At 67.6% G+C, this 16089-nt stretch carries 17 protein-coding genes; 5 read left to right on the top strand and 12 right to left on the bottom strand.

The window, feature by feature from the left end; all coding sequences use genetic code 11:
• Window positions 1-2 precede the first annotated feature (2 nt).
• The 8 genes from LO55_RS18590 to LO55_RS18560 all read right to left on the bottom strand — a co-directional run bounded on the left by LO55_RS18590 (window position 3) and on the right by LO55_RS18560 (window position 7295).
• Window positions 3-1445, bottom strand: coding sequence for a type II and III secretion system protein family protein (locus LO55_RS18590; RefSeq protein WP_071362612.1), 1443 nt, complete (start codon window positions 1443-1445; stop codon window positions 3-5).
• Between the two features lie 14 nt (window positions 1446-1459).
• A complete protein-coding gene (gene cpaB / locus LO55_RS18585; RefSeq protein WP_071362611.1) occupies window positions 1460-2323 on the bottom strand; it encodes a Flp pilus assembly protein CpaB in 864 nt (287 codons plus the stop codon).
• Entirely contained in the window at window positions 2316-3671 is a 1356-nt protein-coding gene (locus LO55_RS18580; protein ID WP_229410178.1) for a DUF8689 domain-containing protein, read from the bottom strand. The genes cpaB and LO55_RS18580 overlap by 8 nt, the downstream gene beginning before the upstream one ends.
• Window positions 3672-3679: 8 nt before the next feature.
• Entirely contained in the window at window positions 3680-4255 is a 576-nt protein-coding gene (locus tag LO55_RS18575) for an A24 family peptidase (RefSeq protein WP_071362609.1), read from the bottom strand.
• A 79-nt stretch (window positions 4256-4334) separates the two neighbouring features.
• Complete coding sequence (locus LO55_RS18570; RefSeq protein WP_071362608.1) at window positions 4335-4508, bottom strand: Flp family type IVb pilin; 174 nt, start codon at window positions 4506-4508, stop codon at window positions 4335-4337.
• Between the two features lie 35 nt (window positions 4509-4543).
• On the bottom strand, window positions 4544-4678 hold the full coding sequence (locus LO55_RS27195; protein WP_267871923.1) for a hypothetical protein: 135 nt from the start codon (window positions 4676-4678) through the stop codon (window positions 4544-4546).
• A 217-nt stretch (window positions 4679-4895) separates the two neighbouring features.
• Window positions 4896-5549 (bottom strand): response regulator, encoded by a 654-nt coding sequence (locus LO55_RS18565; protein WP_071362607.1) that lies wholly within the window; start codon window positions 5547-5549, stop codon window positions 4896-4898.
• Window positions 5550-5573: 24 nt separating this feature from the next.
• Window positions 5574-7295, bottom strand: coding sequence for a sensor histidine kinase (locus tag LO55_RS18560; protein WP_083415428.1), 1722 nt, complete (start codon window positions 7293-7295; stop codon window positions 5574-5576).
• 89 nt (window positions 7296-7384) lie between these two features.
• Here LO55_RS18560 and LO55_RS18555 point away from each other — a divergent pair, with 89 nt between their 5' ends.
• From LO55_RS18555 to LO55_RS18545, 3 genes are read left to right on the top strand one after another with little or no spacing between them, the layout of a single operon-like run.
• Window positions 7385-7858, top strand: a complete 474-nt coding sequence (locus tag LO55_RS18555; RefSeq protein ID WP_071362605.1) for a TadE/TadG family type IV pilus assembly protein — start codon at window positions 7385-7387, stop codon at window positions 7856-7858.
• Window positions 7859-7884: 26 nt separating this feature from the next.
• A complete protein-coding gene (locus LO55_RS18550; protein WP_177185547.1) occupies window positions 7885-8502 on the top strand; it encodes a TadE/TadG family type IV pilus assembly protein in 618 nt (205 codons plus the stop codon).
• A 1-nt stretch (window position 8503) separates the two neighbouring features.
• On the top strand, window positions 8504-9895 hold the full coding sequence (locus tag LO55_RS18545; protein ID WP_071362603.1) for a pilus assembly protein: 1392 nt from the start codon (window positions 8504-8506) through the stop codon (window positions 9893-9895).
• 46 nt (window positions 9896-9941) lie between these two features.
• On the opposite strand, the gene LO55_RS18540 is transcribed toward LO55_RS18545, so the two are convergent.
• The 4 genes from LO55_RS18540 to LO55_RS18525 all read right to left on the bottom strand — a co-directional run bounded on the left by LO55_RS18540 (window position 9942) and on the right by LO55_RS18525 (window position 14153).
• A complete protein-coding gene (locus LO55_RS18540; RefSeq protein ID WP_071362602.1) occupies window positions 9942-12263 on the bottom strand; it encodes a xanthine dehydrogenase family protein molybdopterin-binding subunit in 2322 nt (773 codons plus the stop codon).
• 11 nt (window positions 12264-12274) lie between these two features.
• On the bottom strand, window positions 12275-13261 hold the full coding sequence (locus tag LO55_RS18535) for an FAD binding domain-containing protein (protein ID WP_071362601.1): 987 nt from the start codon (window positions 13259-13261) through the stop codon (window positions 12275-12277).
• Complete coding sequence (locus LO55_RS18530; RefSeq protein ID WP_071362600.1) at window positions 13258-13797, bottom strand: 2Fe-2S iron-sulfur cluster-binding protein; 540 nt, start codon at window positions 13795-13797, stop codon at window positions 13258-13260. The genes LO55_RS18535 and LO55_RS18530 overlap by 4 nt, the downstream gene beginning before the upstream one ends.
• Before the next feature lie 137 nt (window positions 13798-13934).
• A complete protein-coding gene (locus LO55_RS18525; RefSeq protein ID WP_071362599.1) occupies window positions 13935-14153 on the bottom strand; it encodes a hypothetical protein in 219 nt (72 codons plus the stop codon).
• A gap of 246 nt (window positions 14154-14399) precedes the next feature.
• On the opposite strand from LO55_RS18525, the gene LO55_RS18520 reads away from it, so the two are divergent.
• A complete protein-coding gene (locus tag LO55_RS18520) occupies window positions 14400-15314 on the top strand; it encodes an alpha/beta fold hydrolase (RefSeq protein ID WP_370659612.1) in 915 nt (304 codons plus the stop codon).
• Between the two features lie 83 nt (window positions 15315-15397).
• Complete coding sequence (locus tag LO55_RS18515) at window positions 15398-16087, top strand: trimeric intracellular cation channel family protein (protein ID WP_083415425.1); 690 nt, start codon at window positions 15398-15400, stop codon at window positions 16085-16087.
• The last annotated feature ends 2 nt before the right edge of the window (window positions 16088-16089 follow it).

Raw genomic sequence — 16089 nt, 5'->3', positions numbered from 1 at the left:
GATCATTCCTTCGAAGTGGAAGTGGCGCGCTTGCCTTCATGCTGGCCGCCGAGCAGGAACTCGGTGCGGCTCGGCTGCACGTAGTGGTCGGTCGGCAGCGCCGGCACGGCTTCCATCGGCTTGGCCAGGCGCGGCGTCACGATGAACACCAGCTCGGTGCGGTCGTTCTGGAAGTCGCTGCTGCGAAACAGCGTGCCCAGCACCGGCACTTCGCCCAGGAAGGGGAAGCGTTTGATGTTGCTGGTCACGTTGTTGCGGATCAGGCCACCGATGGCGAAGCTCTGGCCGTCCAGCAGCTGCACCGTGGTCGAGGCGCGGCGGGTGGTGAACGACGGCAGGATCGCGCTCGCGTTGCCGCTGCCGCCAGTCGAGATGCCGATGCCTTCGCGGTTCAGTTCCGACACTTCCGGCGCCACGCGCAGGTTGATGCGGCCACCGGCCAGCACGGTCGGCGTGAACTTCACGGCGACACCATATTCTTTCTCTTCGAGCGTGATGATCGGCGTGCCGCCGCCGGACGACTGGGCGACCGGAATGAAGATCTTGCCGCCGGCGAGGAAGCTCGCTTCCTGGCCGCTCACCGCCATCACGTTCGGCTCGGCCAGGATCTTGACCAGGCCGTCGCGCTTTTCGCCGTCGATCGTCAGTTCCTTGATGCCGGCGCCGACGCCGCCGAGCGAGCCGGCGCCGCCGCTCAGCAGGCTCGAGACGACGCCATAGGTCCAGCTGCCGTTGGTCTTGGTGTAGCCCGCCTTGGCGCCCAGCTGGTCGACCAGCGACTTCGACACTTCGGCGATCTTCACTTCGAGCATCACCTGCTGTGGGGCGGCGATCGACAGCATATTGAGCACCTTGGCGCCAGCCGACTGCGCCGCGCCGCCGGCGCTTGCGGCCGCGGGAGCGCCGACGCCGGCCGGCGACGGGCTGCCCGCACCGCTGTTGGACTCGGCGCCGGAAGATCCGATCTCCTGGAAGGCGGTCGCCAGCTCCACCAGCTGGCTGGCAACGGCGGCGTCGCTCACCATGCCGGACAGGATCAGGGCGTTGCCGCTGCTGCCAATGCGCACGTCCTTCTCTTGCGGGAACAGGGTGTCGAACTGGCTGCGCAGGGCCGAGGTGTCGACGCCGACGGCGATGTCGATCACGGTCGACTTCTTGTCGCGGCCCGACACGATCAGGTTCGTGGTGCCGACGCTGCGCGCCACGATCACCACCTCGCCCGAATTCGGGACCACCACGTTGGCAACTTGCGGGTCGCCCACGGTGACCTGGCTGGCCGGCGCGCAGAAGCGCTTGATGACCGATTTGCCGCGCACCAGCTCCAGGCGCGGAGCGGCCTCGCTGCGCAGGTCGATGCAGTCGGCGGCGGATGCCAGGCCGGCCTGCACCGCCAGCGCCAGGGTCAGGCTCGAAACCAGCAGGGTTTTATTGAACGATGGATTCATGATGGGGTCTTCAATCAAAAGCTTTGCGAAGCGGCGTCCAGGCCGCGGATCACCAGCACGCCGTCGCCGCGCGGCGCGCTCTGGCGCACCGGGGCTGCCGCACGCGGCGCCGGTTCATGGGCAGGTTCGTGGGCGACCGCAGGCGCCGGCGCCGGGCTGCGCTCGGGCAGGCCCAGCACCGACTCGCGGGTGGCGCCGGTGGTGGCCGCCGGCTGCGGGTCGACCTGGTTGCGCAGCACCAGCGACAGTTCGCCGATCGAACGCGCCAGGTCGAGCTTTTCGACCTGGTCCGGGGTCAGTTCGAGCGTGACGGCGTTCACCACGCGCGGCTTGCTGTCGTCGACCGTCGATTCCTGGGCCACGGCCAGCACCAGGATCCGTTCCAGCACGATCTTCGAAATCGACGGCGAAGCGGCCAGGTCGCTGCCGGTAGCCTGCAGGTTGACCAGGATGTCGACGTAGTTGCCGGGCAGCGCGAAGCCGGCCACGCCGACCACGTCGTTGACGCGCACCGTCATGGCGCGCTTGCCGGCGCTGACCACGGCCGACAGGCCGCCCAGGGTGCCCTTCGGCGCCAGCTTCGATTCGGTGACAGGCTCGCCGACCAGGATCTCGGCGCGCGCGATGCGGCCTTCCAGTGCCTTGGGATCAAGGATCGCGCCCGGCGGCACCGAGGTCGCCGGCCAGTCGGCCAGTTGCAGGCTGGTGGGCGCCAGGCGCGAGCCCTGGTTGATGTTGGCGACCGCCACCACCACGCGGCTGCCGGACGGGCCTTGCTCGCCCATCCATTTGGCGGCCATCACGACCGCGCCCAGCGCCAGCACCAGGGCCACGCCGATGATCAGGAATGCCCGCGAATTCGTTACAGATTTACGCATTGTCGTACTCCACGGCGCCGCGTTCGCGGCGCTCAAGCTCCAAGGGGCGGCCGGGGGCGCCGGCGGCGAAATAGTTGTCCCAGGCCCAGTCGATGGTCTGGCGGTTCAATTCGGGGGCGCGCTCTTCGTAGCGCGCCAGGTCGCGCAGCTGGCGCACCAGGTCGCGCGGATAGCAGGCCAGCAGCGGCACCTTGCGCTCGCCATGGCGCGCCAGCAGGTAGTCGAACGCCGCGGCGTCGAACGTCACACCGGCGCCGGCGCATGCCTGGCGAAACAGCGTCGCGTATTCATCGAGCGACGCCGCCGGCACCTCGATCTTGTAGCCCAGGCGGCGCAGGAAAGCGCCGTCCGACAGGCGCTGAGGCACGAAGTTCGACGAGAACACGACGATCACGTCGAACGGAATCTGGAAGCTGTGGCCGGTGTGCAGGGTCAGGTAATCGACGCTGCGGTCCATCGGCACGATCCAGCGGTTCATCAGGGCTTCCGGGGTGCAGCGCTGGCGCCCCAGGTCGTCGATGATGAAAATGCCATTGTTCGACTTCAGGTGCGGCGGGGCCTGGTACAGGCGGGTATGCGGGTCGAAGCGCAGGTCGAGCATGTCCAGGGTCAGCTCGCCGCCGGCCAGCGCCGCCGGACGGCGCACGCCGCGCACCCAGCGCGCGTCCGGCGCGCTGCCGCGATCCAGTCCCAGGCCCGTGGCGACGCCTTCGTCGGCCGCCACGTGCTGCACGGCGTCGAAGAAGGGAATCACCTCGCCGTCCACCATCAGGGCGTGCGGCACCGAGATCGTGCCGACCAGCAGGTCGCGCAGGCGCTCGGCCAGGTAGGTCTTGCCGCTGCCGGCCAGGCCGTGCAAGAAGATCGCGCGGCCCGAATTCATCGCCGCGCCCAGCTGGTCGAGGACCCGCGGATTGACCACCACGCCTTCGAAAGCGGCGGCCATGGCGGCGCGCGTCACTTGCATCGCCGCCACGCTCTGGGCCTGCACCTGGGCGGTATAGGCCGCCAGGGTCACCGGCGCCGGACCGGCATAGGCGTTGCGGGCGACCGCATTGGCGGCGCGCGCGCGGCCGGCGTCGGTCAGGATGTACGACAGATCGGCATCGGTGCCGCTGTTGCCGACGCGCGCGATCTCGCACAGCTTTTCGGCGCGCAGGAAGGCCACCAGCGGATCGATCACGCTGACGTTCAGTTTCAGGTGGCTGGCCAGTTCGGCCAGGCGCAACTGGCCGCGCTGGAACAGCACTTTCGAGATCAGTTCGGCCAGGAACAGGAACGGCAGGCCGGTCTCGTCGACGGTGCGCGGGGCGCGATTGTCGGCCGGGGCCAGGAGGTTGTTGCTCACGGTCTGGTTCACAACGGCAGCTCCCCGTGCACACGGATCCACAGCACGCAGCCGACCGTGGCGACGGCGATTGCCACCGCGTACGGCAGGCGGCCGCTGGCTGCCTCCGGCGGCGTGACCGGCGCGGCGATGCTGCCTGCCAGCGCCGAAAAAGCGCTGTGCATGGCCATATGGTACGCATTGCCGACCAGACGGCGCAGACTGCCTTGCCATGCCGCGAACGCCAGCGCCAGCAGGCCGCCGGCGACCAGCGTGACCAGGCCCACGGTCAGGATCTGGCCGGCGCCCACAAAAGCGCCCACCATCGCCAGCAGCTTGACGTCGCCGGCGCCCATCAGGCGCAGCGCATACATCGGCAGCAGCAGCGCCAGCCCCAGGCCCCAGCCGCCCAGCGACTGCAGCAGGCCCAGGCCGCCTACCTGCGGTCCGAACAGGCCCTCCCCCTGCGGCACCAGCGCGTGCAGCGCGAACGCCGCCAGCATGCCGGGAAACACGATGGCATTCGGGATGCGGCGCGCGCGCACGTCGTGCCAGACGGCGGCGCCGAGCAGGGCAAGCAGCAGCAGGAGTGGCAGGGTTGTCAAGTTGGGCTCCGGTCAAAAAAAATCCGGCAACGGAAAGACCGTGCCGGATCGGGGCCGCCGTCGGGCGGCGGGATGTCGCTTAGGCTGCTGGCTGCTTGATCTTCGCGGCCAGGTTGGTGAACAGCGTGCTGATGTTGCCACCCAGCGTGGTGACTGCGGCGATGATGACGCCGGCGATCAGCGAGGCGATCAGTGCGTATTCGATTGCGGTGACGCCGTCTTCTTCTTTGATCAGGTTGGCGATGAAGTTCATGGTAGTTCCTTTCAGTGATATAAATGAGTTGGGCTTTATGCGCTCGTCCACACGGCCAGCGCCGCAATGAAGCAGACGACTGCGAGCAGGACGCTCAGGACCAGGTACGACATCGCCGGGCTGCCGCTTCTTTCGTAATGCTGCTCCGGGTTATCTTCCTTGTCGTACACGTTCGCTCCTGTCCTCTTGCCGCCGTACCGCATGAATCGATACGCAGCGCATGAGTTGAATCTTACGGATCGGCCGTTTTGTTGCCATCCGTCAAAACTACCTTTTTGAGGGGGACTTCTTGCCGTGGCGGCCTAGGACATATGTCCTAGACGCCGTGTGGGAGGGGGACGACAGCGAGGGAGCGGGCGCCCAGGAAGGGCGCCCGCGGGCATACGGTCAGGACAGGCCGTGCTTGGTGGCGTAAACGTATAATTCGAGGCGGTTCGCCACGTCCAGCTTCTGGTAAATCGTCGTCAGGTGGTTGCGCAGCGTGCGCTCGGAAATGAAGGCGCGCTCGGCCAGGTCCTTGTTCAGGGCGCCCTTGCCCTGCACGATCATGCCGATCACCTCGCGCTCGCGCGCCGTGAGCGAGGCGATCCGCTGGGCTTCCGGATCGGCCTTCGGGCTCGGGGCCACCAGCTGGCCCAGCAGGGCCTGCATCAGCGTCTGATCGAGCCACAATTCCCCGCCATGCACCTTGCGCACGGCCGCCAGCACGTCGTCGGTCGGCGCCTCCTTGCTGACCACGCCGCGCGCGCCGGCCTTGACCGCCGCCGCCAGCGTCGCCTGGTCACGGTTGGCGCTGAGGATCACGACCTTGCTGGTCCCGTTCTCGATCAGCGCCGGCAGGAAGTCGATCGAGCTGCTCCCTTTCAGGTCGAGATCCAGCAGCACGATGTCGGGCTTGAACTCGGCGCACAAGGCCTTGGCCTCGACGCCGTCGCTGGCGCTGCCGACCAGCTGGAAGGCGTCGCCCTCGGCCTGGATCAGGCGCTCCAGGCCCCACAACATGGTTTTATGGTCATCGACCAGCAGGATACGAATGGTCATGGTTCTCCTTGAAACTTGGCGTGTTCAGATCGGAATGCGGATGCGCAGCAGGGTCTGGCGGCCGTCGGCCTCGACCTCCAGCTTGCCGCCCAGGCCCTGGACCCGCTCGGCGATCGAGCGCGGCACGAAAGGCGCCGCGGCCTGTCCGGCCACGGCCGCCGGGTTGAAAATATCGATGGCAAGCAGACCGCCCTCTTCTTCGACCACCACGCCGGCCGTGCGCGCCCGCGTATGTTTGCAGATGTTGCTGATGCCTTCGGTGACGATCTGGAACACCTCGGCCGCCATGCGGTCGTTGATGCCGCTGTCGGCATGCATTTCCAGCATCACGTCCAGGCCATAGAAGGTTTCCACCTGGCGCAGCTGGCGCCGCAGCGCGATCAGCAGTTCCGGTTCTTCCTGGCGCCCGCTACGAAAACGCTGGGCGAAGTCGCGCATGTCGCCGATCACGCCCGAGCACATCGCCATCAGGCGGTCCAGCTCGGGCGCGACCGGACTGTCGTCGCCGGCCTGGTTGCGGATCGCGGCCACCGCGTGGCGCAGGCCGATATACGGCTGAATTGTGCTGTCGTGCAAGTCGCGGGCGATGGTCTGGCGCTCGCGAAGCGCCGCTTCCGACGCCAACCGGTCGAGCAGGTCGATGGTTTCGATGACCGGGAACGCCTGTTGCACGATGTGTTTCAGGAAACTGGCATCGCTGCGCTTGAGCCGCGCGCCGGTGACGATGATCAGGCCTCTGCCCTTGCGCAGAGGCAGCGTGGCGCTGATGAAGCCCTCGGCATCGAGCAGGTCGGCGACGTGGCCGCAGGCATCGGGATCGGCCCGGCGCCACTCGCGCGTGTCCTTGCCCTGGTGTAGCGCCGTGGCCCGGCCCAGCACGAACAGGCCGAAGTGGCGCGGCGGCGCCTGGTACAGGCTGGCGCCATCCTCGAGCCCGAGCAGCGGCTCGATGTCGGCCTCGTCCGGCCGGCTGCGGCTGATCGCGCGCGCGCTCTTTGGATGGTGGGCGGTGCTCATCACCCAGCGCTCATGGCTGTCCTGCATCAGCAGCACGCAGCTGTCGGCGCCGTAGAAGCGCAGGATCTTTTCCATCAGGGAGTCGAGGGTGTGCTGCACCCCGAAGCGCGGATTGGACAGGCGGCTGACGTCGCGCAGCAACGCCAGGCGCCGGCGCTGGTCGACCGCCAATCCGCCCCAGAACGCGACCATATAGCCGAGCGCCAGCACGAAGGTCGCGCGCAGCAGCAGGATGTGCAGCGACGCCAGGCCCTGCGCCGCCAGCACCGACAGCGCCACAACGCCGACCGAACCGAGGGTGAGCTTGGCACCGGCGTCGAAGCCGTGGCGGAACGAGGCGGCCAGGATGGCGAAGAAGAAGAACGAAAAGAAGGGGCTGGCGCTGCCGCCGCTGGCCCAGACGATCACGCCATACCAGGCGATGTCGATCCAGTACACCAGCGGGCCGTGCGAAAAGCCGGCGCGGTAGCCGGCAATCGCCAGCAGGGTCAGGCTGTGCAGGACATAGGCCGCGAACACGGCCCAGGTCCATTCTCCCGAGACCGTCACGCCGCCCGGCCCGATATACAGGGTGAGCAGCGCCGATACCGCCAGCAGCACGCGCATGCCGAACACCATCCACACTTCGGCGTCGGCGGAGGCCACACGCTGCTCGGCGCTCGACTGGGCCGCGCGCGCGCGGACCGTTGAACGAAGGAAGGAGGGAACGATGCTAGCTAGCCAATTCATGTTGTGCGGCGCCGACAGCGGCGTTGAATCCTTTCTAAAAGCGATGCGGGAAATGATTTTTGCCCTGTAGAATCCCCGAAGCTTACCGCATGCCAAGTTATACTTTCCGTAAAAATTACTGGATGACGATGTATTCCCTTCCCCGACGTCAGTCCGGCGCCACAATCGTCGAAATGGCGATCATCGCACCGGTGTTCCTGCTGGTACTGGTCGCGATCATCGAGCTCAGCATGATGTTCTTCGCGACCCTGACGATGCAGTATGCGGTGCGCGAAGGCGGCCGCTACGCCATCACCGGGCAGACTGCCGATCCCAACGTCGTCGTCGCCAGGATCCGCGACAACTCGATCGGGATGTTCGACCGCACGGCGCCCCAGGTCTCGGTCAATGGCACCAAATATACGACCTACGGCAAGGGCATGTTCGGCGCACCCGGCGATATCCTCGTGATCCAGCTCGATTGCAGCTGGCCGGTGACGACACCGATTTTGTCGAGCTTTTTCACCGATGGCACTTACCGCTTCTCCGTCGCAGCCACCATGCGTAATGAGATATTCCCATGACGCAATTCAGAATGCGCAAATCCGTCATGACTGTACCGAAAATCCGCAAATCCGAGCGCGGCGTTGCGGCGGTCGAGCTTGCCCTGCTGCTGCCCATGCTGGTGATCCTGGCGCTGTGCGCCATCGACGGCGCCCGGGCACTGCAGGCGAACATCATCATGACCAATATCGGGCGCGAGGGCGCCAACCTGGTGGCGCGCGGCGGCACCGACCTCGAGGATGGCAGCCAGGACATCATTTACGCGGTGATGTCCAGCGCGCCGCCACTGAATGTCAATCAGCAAGGGATGATGTACATTACGCGCGTGATGGGCGTGACCGGGACCGGCGGAACGCGCAGCGTGGTGCTGGACCAGTACCGCTGGGACGACGCCGCGCGCAACCTCGGCGCGCGAAAGAGCACTTACCAGCCCACCAGCCGCGTCTATGCCTGCGGCTCGTGGAACAGCGCCGGCAAGTGCAGCAGCATCAGCAGCGCGTCGCGACCGACCGTGTCCATACTGACGGGCAAACTCGACGATGGAGAGATCGTCTACGTGGTCGAGACTTTCTACAAGTTCGACATGCTCGTCAGCGCATTTACCTTCCGCAAGGATGCCCTGCCCACCTTCGGGCCCGACCTGTATTCCATGAGCGTGTTCTGATATGCGTCCGATTCTTCTCCGACAGCGCGGCGCTGTCGCCATCATGGTGGCCATCGCCATGCTCGTCCTGCTCGGCGTGGTCGGCCTGACCATCGATGCCGGCCTGGCTTATCTCATCAAGGCGCGCCTGAACGCGGCGGTCGACTCGGCCGCCCTGGCTGGCGCCCGCGCCGTCACGACCGGCAACAACCAGGCCGAGCAGACCGCCAGCGCGCGCGCCGCGGCGGCGGATTTCTTCGCGGCCAATATCCCCACCAATTACCTGCTCTCCGCGCCGAGGATCCTGAGCACGAACGTGACCTTCAAGGGTGGCCAGGCGATCATCGACGTCGACGCCGATGCGAAGATGCCGGTATCGATCATGCAGGTGATGGGCTTCGAGTCGTTGACCCCGGTGGCGGCGGCGCAGACCATCCGCAACGACCTGGACATGGCGCTGGTGATCGATACCTCGGGTTCGCTGAGCGATTCGGCGACGACGGTGCGCAATTCGGCGCGCAGCTTCCTCAGCAAGTTCAATGTCACGCAAGATCGGGTGGCGTTGGTGCATTTTGCCTCCGGAGCGGAGACCGACGTGGCCATCAACCCCTCGACGCGTGGCTTCAATCGCACGACGATGAATGCCAAGATCAACAGCTACGTATTCACCGGTGGCACCGCATCGGTGGAAGGCATGTGGAACGCACGCGAACAGCTCAACCTGGTGCCCCTCGCGAACCGCTCTACCATGCGCGTCATCGTCTTCTTCTCGGATGGCGCGCCGACCGCGTTCGGCTCCTACCTGTCGTTCACCAATGCCGCCGACTGCAAGGATACGTTGGGACGCGACATACCCGGCACCCTGGACAGCGGCGGCGCCACGTTCGGCTTGAGCAAAATGGATGACAGCGACAACGTGGTCATCAAGGAAAGCTGCAGGATTTATCGCAATAGCGCCTATGCGGCGCGACGCCTGCCGGACTGGTACAACGCGCACAACGATCCGCGCACCCCCAACGATACGACCAAGCGCGAATTCCAGATCGTGACCAAGACGCCGCGCGAGGTGACAGCCGACATCGCCAGCACCAACAGCGCCACCAGCGCGCAATACCGGCGCAACGTGGAGAACGCCTCGCGCAACCTGGCGGAAGCCATCGCCTCCAGCGCACGCGACCAGGGGATCGTCGTCTTTACGCTCGGCATGGGTGCGGCCCTGAAAGCAACCGGCGCCTACGATACCGCCAACACGGGCGAAATGGTCTTGAAGTGCATGGCCAACGCCGTCGATGCACCGAAGCGCTGCCAGAACGCCAACCAGCCGGTCGGCATGTATTGCTACGCCGCCACCGACGCCGACCTGACGCCCTGCTTCTCGCGCCTGGCATCGGCCATCCTGCGCATCTCGAAATAAGCCCCGAGGCGCCCCGGCAGCAACCGGGGCGCCCCTCACCGCCCGCTCACATCAGCTTGTCGAGCGTGATCGGCAACTCCCGCACCCGCTTGCCGCAGGCATTGTAGATGGCGTTGGCGATCGCCGCCATCGTGCCGGTGATGCCGATCTCGCCGACCCCGCGCATGCCGGCCGGCGCATGCGGATCGGGAATGTCGAGCCACATCACCTCGACCTCCGGCACGTCCAGGTGGGCCGGCACGTGGTATTCCGACAGGCTGGCATTGACCACACGCCCGTTGCGCTCGTCGAGATGCGTCTCTTCCATCAGCGCCGCGCCCAGGCCCATGATCATCCCGCCGCGCAACTGGCTGGCGGCGGTCTTGGCGTTGAGGATGCGGCCGACGTCGAAGGAACCGAGCAGGCGCGTCACGCGCGGCTCGCCGGTGACGACGTTGACCCGCGCCTCGCAGAAGATCGCGCCATAGGAATGCATCGACCAGTGCTCGCTTTCCTGCGACGGCGGCGCCTTGGCCGTCACCTCCACCTCGTCGCGGCCGGCCCGCGCCAGGATGTCGGCGTAGCTTTCCCAGCGCTCGGCATCGTCGGCCTTGCACAGGCCGCCGTCGCGCGAGCGCACTTGTTCCGGCTTCAAGCCCGCCAGCGGCGACTCGCGGCCGGCCAGCTTGAGCAGCTCGGCGCACAGCGCCGCGTGCGCCGCCTTGACGGCGGCAGCGACCACGGCCGTCTGCTGCGAGCCGCCGGCCAGCACCGCGCCCGGCAGCGCCGAGTCGCCGTAGCCGAAACTCACCTTTTCCATCGGCAGCCCCAGCCGCACCGCGCACAGCTGGGTCTGCGCCGTGGCCGTGCCCATGCCCATCTCGTGCGCGCCGACCGACACCCGTGCGTGGCCGTCGCGAGAAAGCACGATGCGGGCCGCCCCGCCTTCCATCCGATAGTAGGGAAAGACCGCGCTGGCGCAGCCCAGGCCGACCAGCCATTCGCCCTCTTGCCGCATGCGCGGCTTCGTGTGCCGCTCCTGCCAGCCGAAGGCCTGGGCGCCGGCGCGATAGGCTTCGATCAGGTGGCGCGAGGAGAACGGCGTGCCCTCGATCGGGTCCTGCACCGGCTCGTTGCGCCGGCGCAGCACGATCGGGTCGATGCCCAGCTGGTCGGCCAGCTCGTCGACCGCGCTCTCGAGGGCGAACGACCCCACCGATTCTCCCGGCGCGCGCATCGGGACGTTGGCGACCATGTTCATGGTCACCTTCTGCACCTCGAGCTTCATGGCGGGGGCCGCATACAGGACCCGTGCGTTGTGGATGAACGGCTCGGGCATGGCATTGTATTCGGTCATCACGGCGACGCCGGTGTGGATCAGGGAAACGAAGCGGCCGTCGCGGTCGGCGCCGATGGCCACCCGCTGCTCGGTCGTCGTCCGGCCGCCGACGGCGCGGCACACGCCTTCGCGCGACAGCATGATGCGCACCGGCCTGCCGGACAGTTTCGACGCGGCGGCGGCCAGCAGATGGTGGCGCCACACCAGCTTGCCGCCAAAGCCACCGCCGACGAAGGGCGACGTCACCCGCACCTGTTCCTGCGCGATGCCGAACACCTGGGCCAGCGTGAAGGCGGCGTTGACGACGCCCTGGGTGGAGTCGTGGACCCGTAGGACGTCGCCTTCCCAGGCCACCGTCACCGCGTGCAGCTCGATCGCGTGATGGTTCTGGCGCGGAGTCCGGTAGACCAGATCGACCCGCTGCCCCGCGGACGCCAGCGCGGCCTCGGCGTCGCCGATGATGTCCTGCAGCGGCGCGCCCATGAACTCGGCCACTGTCGCGCCTGCCGCGCGCGCGGCTTCCATGGAAGTCACCCCGTCCTCGGCCGCGTAGCGCACGCGCACCAGGGATGCGGCATGGTCGGCCTGCTCGCGCGTCTGCGCCAGCACCACCGCCACCGGCTGGCCGTTCCAGTGCACGCGGTCGTCCTGGAACACCGGCAGCGCATCCCCGCTGCCTCCCAGCGGCTCGCGCATCAGGAGCGGCGGCGGCTGCATCTTCGGCGCATTCAGGTGGCTCATCACCAGCACGACGCCGGGCGCCGCCTCGGCCCCGGCGACGTCGATGGCGGCAATGCGTCCTTTCGCCACCGTGCTGTACACGAGGGCGCCATGCACCATGCCGGCCGGTGCGAACTCGGCGGCATATTTCGCCTCGCCCCTGACCTTGACGGGGCCGTCGAGGCGCGACACCGGCGCGCCGATCAGCGGATCGTCGCTGGAAGCGAGCGGATCGGGCTTGCCGCCAGTGACGTAGCGGTCGGGCGCGAGCGCCACCGCCTTCTGCATGATCGCCTGCCCGGCCTTCTGGATGTTCTGCACGATTTTCATACTCGAGCTCCTCAGGAATGGACGGTGGCCAGGCGGTCGAGCACGGCCACCATCGTGCGCTGGGCCAGAGGGATCTTGAACGCGTTGTCGCGCAAGGGCTTGGCGTCGGCCATTTCGGCCCGCGCCGCGGCCTCGAAATGGACCGCGTCGGCCGGCTGGCCGCGCAGCATCTGCTCCAGCGTCGCGGCGCGCCACGGCTTGTGCGCCACGCCGCCCAGGGCCAGGCGCACGTCGCTGACCACCCCGTCCCGGACCTCGAGCGCGGCCGCCACCGACACCAGCGCGAACGCATAGCTGGCGCGGTCACGCACCTTGCGGTAGGTGGAGTTGGCGCCGAAGGCCAGCGCGGGGATCTCGATCGCCGTGATCAGTTCGCCGGGCTGGAGGACGGTTTCGCGCTCGGGATGGTCTTCCGGCAGCAGGTGAAAGCTGGCGAACGGCACCTGGCGTGCCTCGCCCACGCCCTGCAGGTGGACCACGGCGTCGAGCGCGGCGAGCGCCACGCACATATCGGACGGATGGGTGGCGATGCAGGCGCTGGAGGCCCCCAGCACCGCATGCATGCGGTGCACGCCCTGAAGCGCGTCGCAGCCCTCGCCCGGATTGCGCTTGTTGCAGTGGGCGCCCTCGCGGTCGTAGAAATAGGCGCAGCGGGTGCGCTGCAGGACGTTGCCGGCGACGGTGGCCATATTGCGGATCTGGCCCGATGCGCCGGAAGCGATGGCGCGCGCCAGCAGCGGAAAGCGCGTACGCACCGCGCGGTGTTCGGCCAGCGCCGTGTTCCTGACGGCGGCGCCGACCAGCAGGCTGCCGTCGGCACGCTCGTCGATCTGCTGCGACAGGCCGCTGACGTCGACCAGCTGCGCCGGCCGTTCGATGGTCTCGCGCATCAGGTCGACCAGGTTGGTGCCGCCGCCAAGATAGCGGCTGCCCGCCGCCGCGCCCTGGCGCACGGCGTCCTGCACGTCCTGGGCGCGGGCGAAGGTGAACGGGTTCATGACGCCTCCCCGGCCGGCGCCCTGGCGTGCAGCTGCACATGGTGTTCGGTCACCGCGGCCACGATGCCGTTGTAGGCGCCGCAACGGCACAGGTTGCCGCTCATGCGCTCGCGCACTTCTTCTTCGCTGAGCGCGATCGTCTCGAGGCCGAGGTCGTCGGTGACGTAGCTCGGCACGCCGCGCCGCAGCTCGGCCTCCATGCCCAGCGCCGAGCAGATCTGCCCTGGCGTGCAATAGCCGCACTGGAAGCCATCATGTTCGATGAATGCTTGCTGCAGGGCGTGCAGCTGGCCGTCGCCCGCCAGCCCCTCGACCGAGGTGATCGCGCGGCCCTGGTATTGCACGGCCAGCGCCAGGCAGGACAGGATGCGCTGCTCGCCGTCGAGCAGCACGGTGCAGGCGCCGCAGGCGCCCTGGTCGCAGCCCTTCTTGGTGCCGCTCAGGTGCAGGTGCTCGCGCAGGAAGTCGAGCAGGGAAACGCGCGGGTCGCTTGGCAGTGCAACGGCGTTTCCGTTGATGGTGATGGTGGTCGACACGGTAGAGACTCCTTCTCGGGTGGCGGTCGCCTGCCTGCACATCGTGCTGAAGAACATGCGGGAAAGTAACCGTAGGTGCGCCGATAACGAGTACCAAGTGTAGAGTCAGCCGTGCCGAAAAGGCGCACGCTTGGGACTCAGGATGGGCGTTCGGAGGATCGTGCAATGCGCCGCTTCGCGTCCGGAGCCGCCGTGCTGATCGAGACCGCCACGGGGTCGCTGGCGGGAAAGGATTCGGCAAGCGCTTCATCGAGCGCGGCTTCCTGGTGCGGGTCCGGGCGCCCAGGCATGGCGCCGCCGGCTTGCCGGCGCGACGACGTCCCGCGCTGGTTCGCCCCGGGTTTCGACAGGTTCATCGGTTCGCTCCATTCGATGCGGCCGGCCTACGGCGCCCGCCTTGTCTCAATGTAGTGCAGCGCGGGCGGCTGCGCCAGTAAAGAATCCATCCTTCGCTACCTTGAGCGTTCGCCATCCGCGCGACAAGCAGTAAATACACGGGGCTGCGACACAGGACTGCGCAACCACGCCGGCGGTGCTGCCCGCGTCCGCCACCACCGATCGTGTGGCTGCCGGCTCTTCCTTCAGGCAGGTATCGCCGCGCTGTGAATTCGCGTCTACTCAATGTTGCAGGCGCGGCAAGCCCAGTCGCCCACTGTTCCCGTTCACCACATTCATACCAAGGAGAAACTTACATGGCCATCTACACCACCAGGGAAGGCGTCGAACTCTATTACAAGGACTGGGGCAGCGGCCAGCCCATCGTGTTCTGCCACGGTTGGCCGTTGAACTCGGATAGCTGGGAATCGCAGATGATCTTCCTCGCCGGCCAGGGCTACCGCTGCATCGCCCACGACCGCCGCGGCCACGGCCGCTCGAGCCAGCCGTGGGACGGCAACGACATGGACCACTACGCCGACGACCTGGCCGAGCTGCTCGACCACCTGGACGTCAGGGACGCGGTGCTGTTCGGCTTCTCGACGGGCGGCGGCGAAGTGGCGCGCTATATCGGCCGCCACGGCACCGCACGCATCGCCAAGGCCGGCCTGATCTCGGCGGTGCCGCCGCTGATGCTCAAGACCGAGGTCAATCCGGGCGGCCTGCCGCGCGAGGTGTTCGACGGCCTGCGCGCCAGCCAGCTGGCCGACCGCGCCCAGTTCTACCTGGACATCCCGAGCGGCCCGTTCTACGGCTTCAACCGGCCCGGGGCGAAGGTCTCGCAAGGGCTGATCCAGTCGTGGTGGATGCAGGGCATGCTGGGCGGCCACAAGAACACCTACGACTCGATCAAGGCGTTCTCGGAGACCGACTTCACCGAAGACCTGAAGAAATTCACGATCCCGACCCTGATCATCCACGGCGACGACGACCAGGTCGTGCCGATCGACGCCGCCGGACGCGCCTCCAGGCGCCTGGTGCCGCACGCGCAGCTGATCGTGTATCCGGGCGCGCCACACGGCCTGACCGACACCCACAAGGATCAGGTCAATGCCGACCTGCTGGCCTTCGTGCGCGGCTGAGCATTGACGGGCGCGGATGGGCGCGGTGCTATAGAATCCGCATCCTCGGTGCGGATTGCACCTTTCATGTTCAGAGGTACGCCGTGTTCCCCGTTTCCGCCCTCGACATGGGCGCCGCCATGAAGACCCTGGTGCTGACGCTCGACCTGGTCGGCACCTTCGTGTTCGCCCTGAGCGGCGCCACCGCCGGTATGCGGCGCCAGCTCGACCTGTTCGGCGTGCTGGTGCTGTCCTTCGTCGCCGCCACCTCGGGCGGCATCGTGCGCGACCTGTTGATCGGCGCCACGCCGCCGGCCGCCTTCACCGACTGGCGCTACCTGGGCGTGTCGCTGCTGGCCGGGGTGGCGATCTTCTTCTGGTCGCCCGCCGTGCACCGCCTGCGCCACCCGGTGCTGATATTCGACGGCGCCGGGCTGGCCCTGTTCTGCGTCGCCGGCGCCCAGAAGGCGCTGGTGTTCGGCCTGGAGCCGGTGATGGCGGCGCTGCTCGGCATGTTGACCGGCATCGGCGGCGGCGTCGCGCGCGACGTGCTGCTGTCGAACGTGCCGGCCGTGTTCAGGTCGGACATCTACGCCGTCGCCGCCCTGGCCGGGGCCACCGTGGTGGTGCTTGGTGACGCCCTGGGGCTGCCCAGCACCCCGACCGCGCTGGCCGGCGCCGCCCTGTGCTTCGGCCTGCGCCTGGCCGCCATCCGCTACGGCTGGCACCTGCCGACGGCGCGCGCGCCGGAACCGGCGGAGGCAGACAAGGACGCCGGCCGCGACGGCCGCTGAGC

The sequence above is a fragment of the Massilia timonae genome (assembly GCF_001866515.1).
In the GTDB taxonomy this organism is placed as follows: Bacteria; Pseudomonadota; Gammaproteobacteria; order Burkholderiales; family Burkholderiaceae_D; genus Telluria; species Telluria timonae.
Note: the sequence above shows the minus strand (reverse complement) of the source record. Positions and strands in the feature narration are given on the sequence as shown.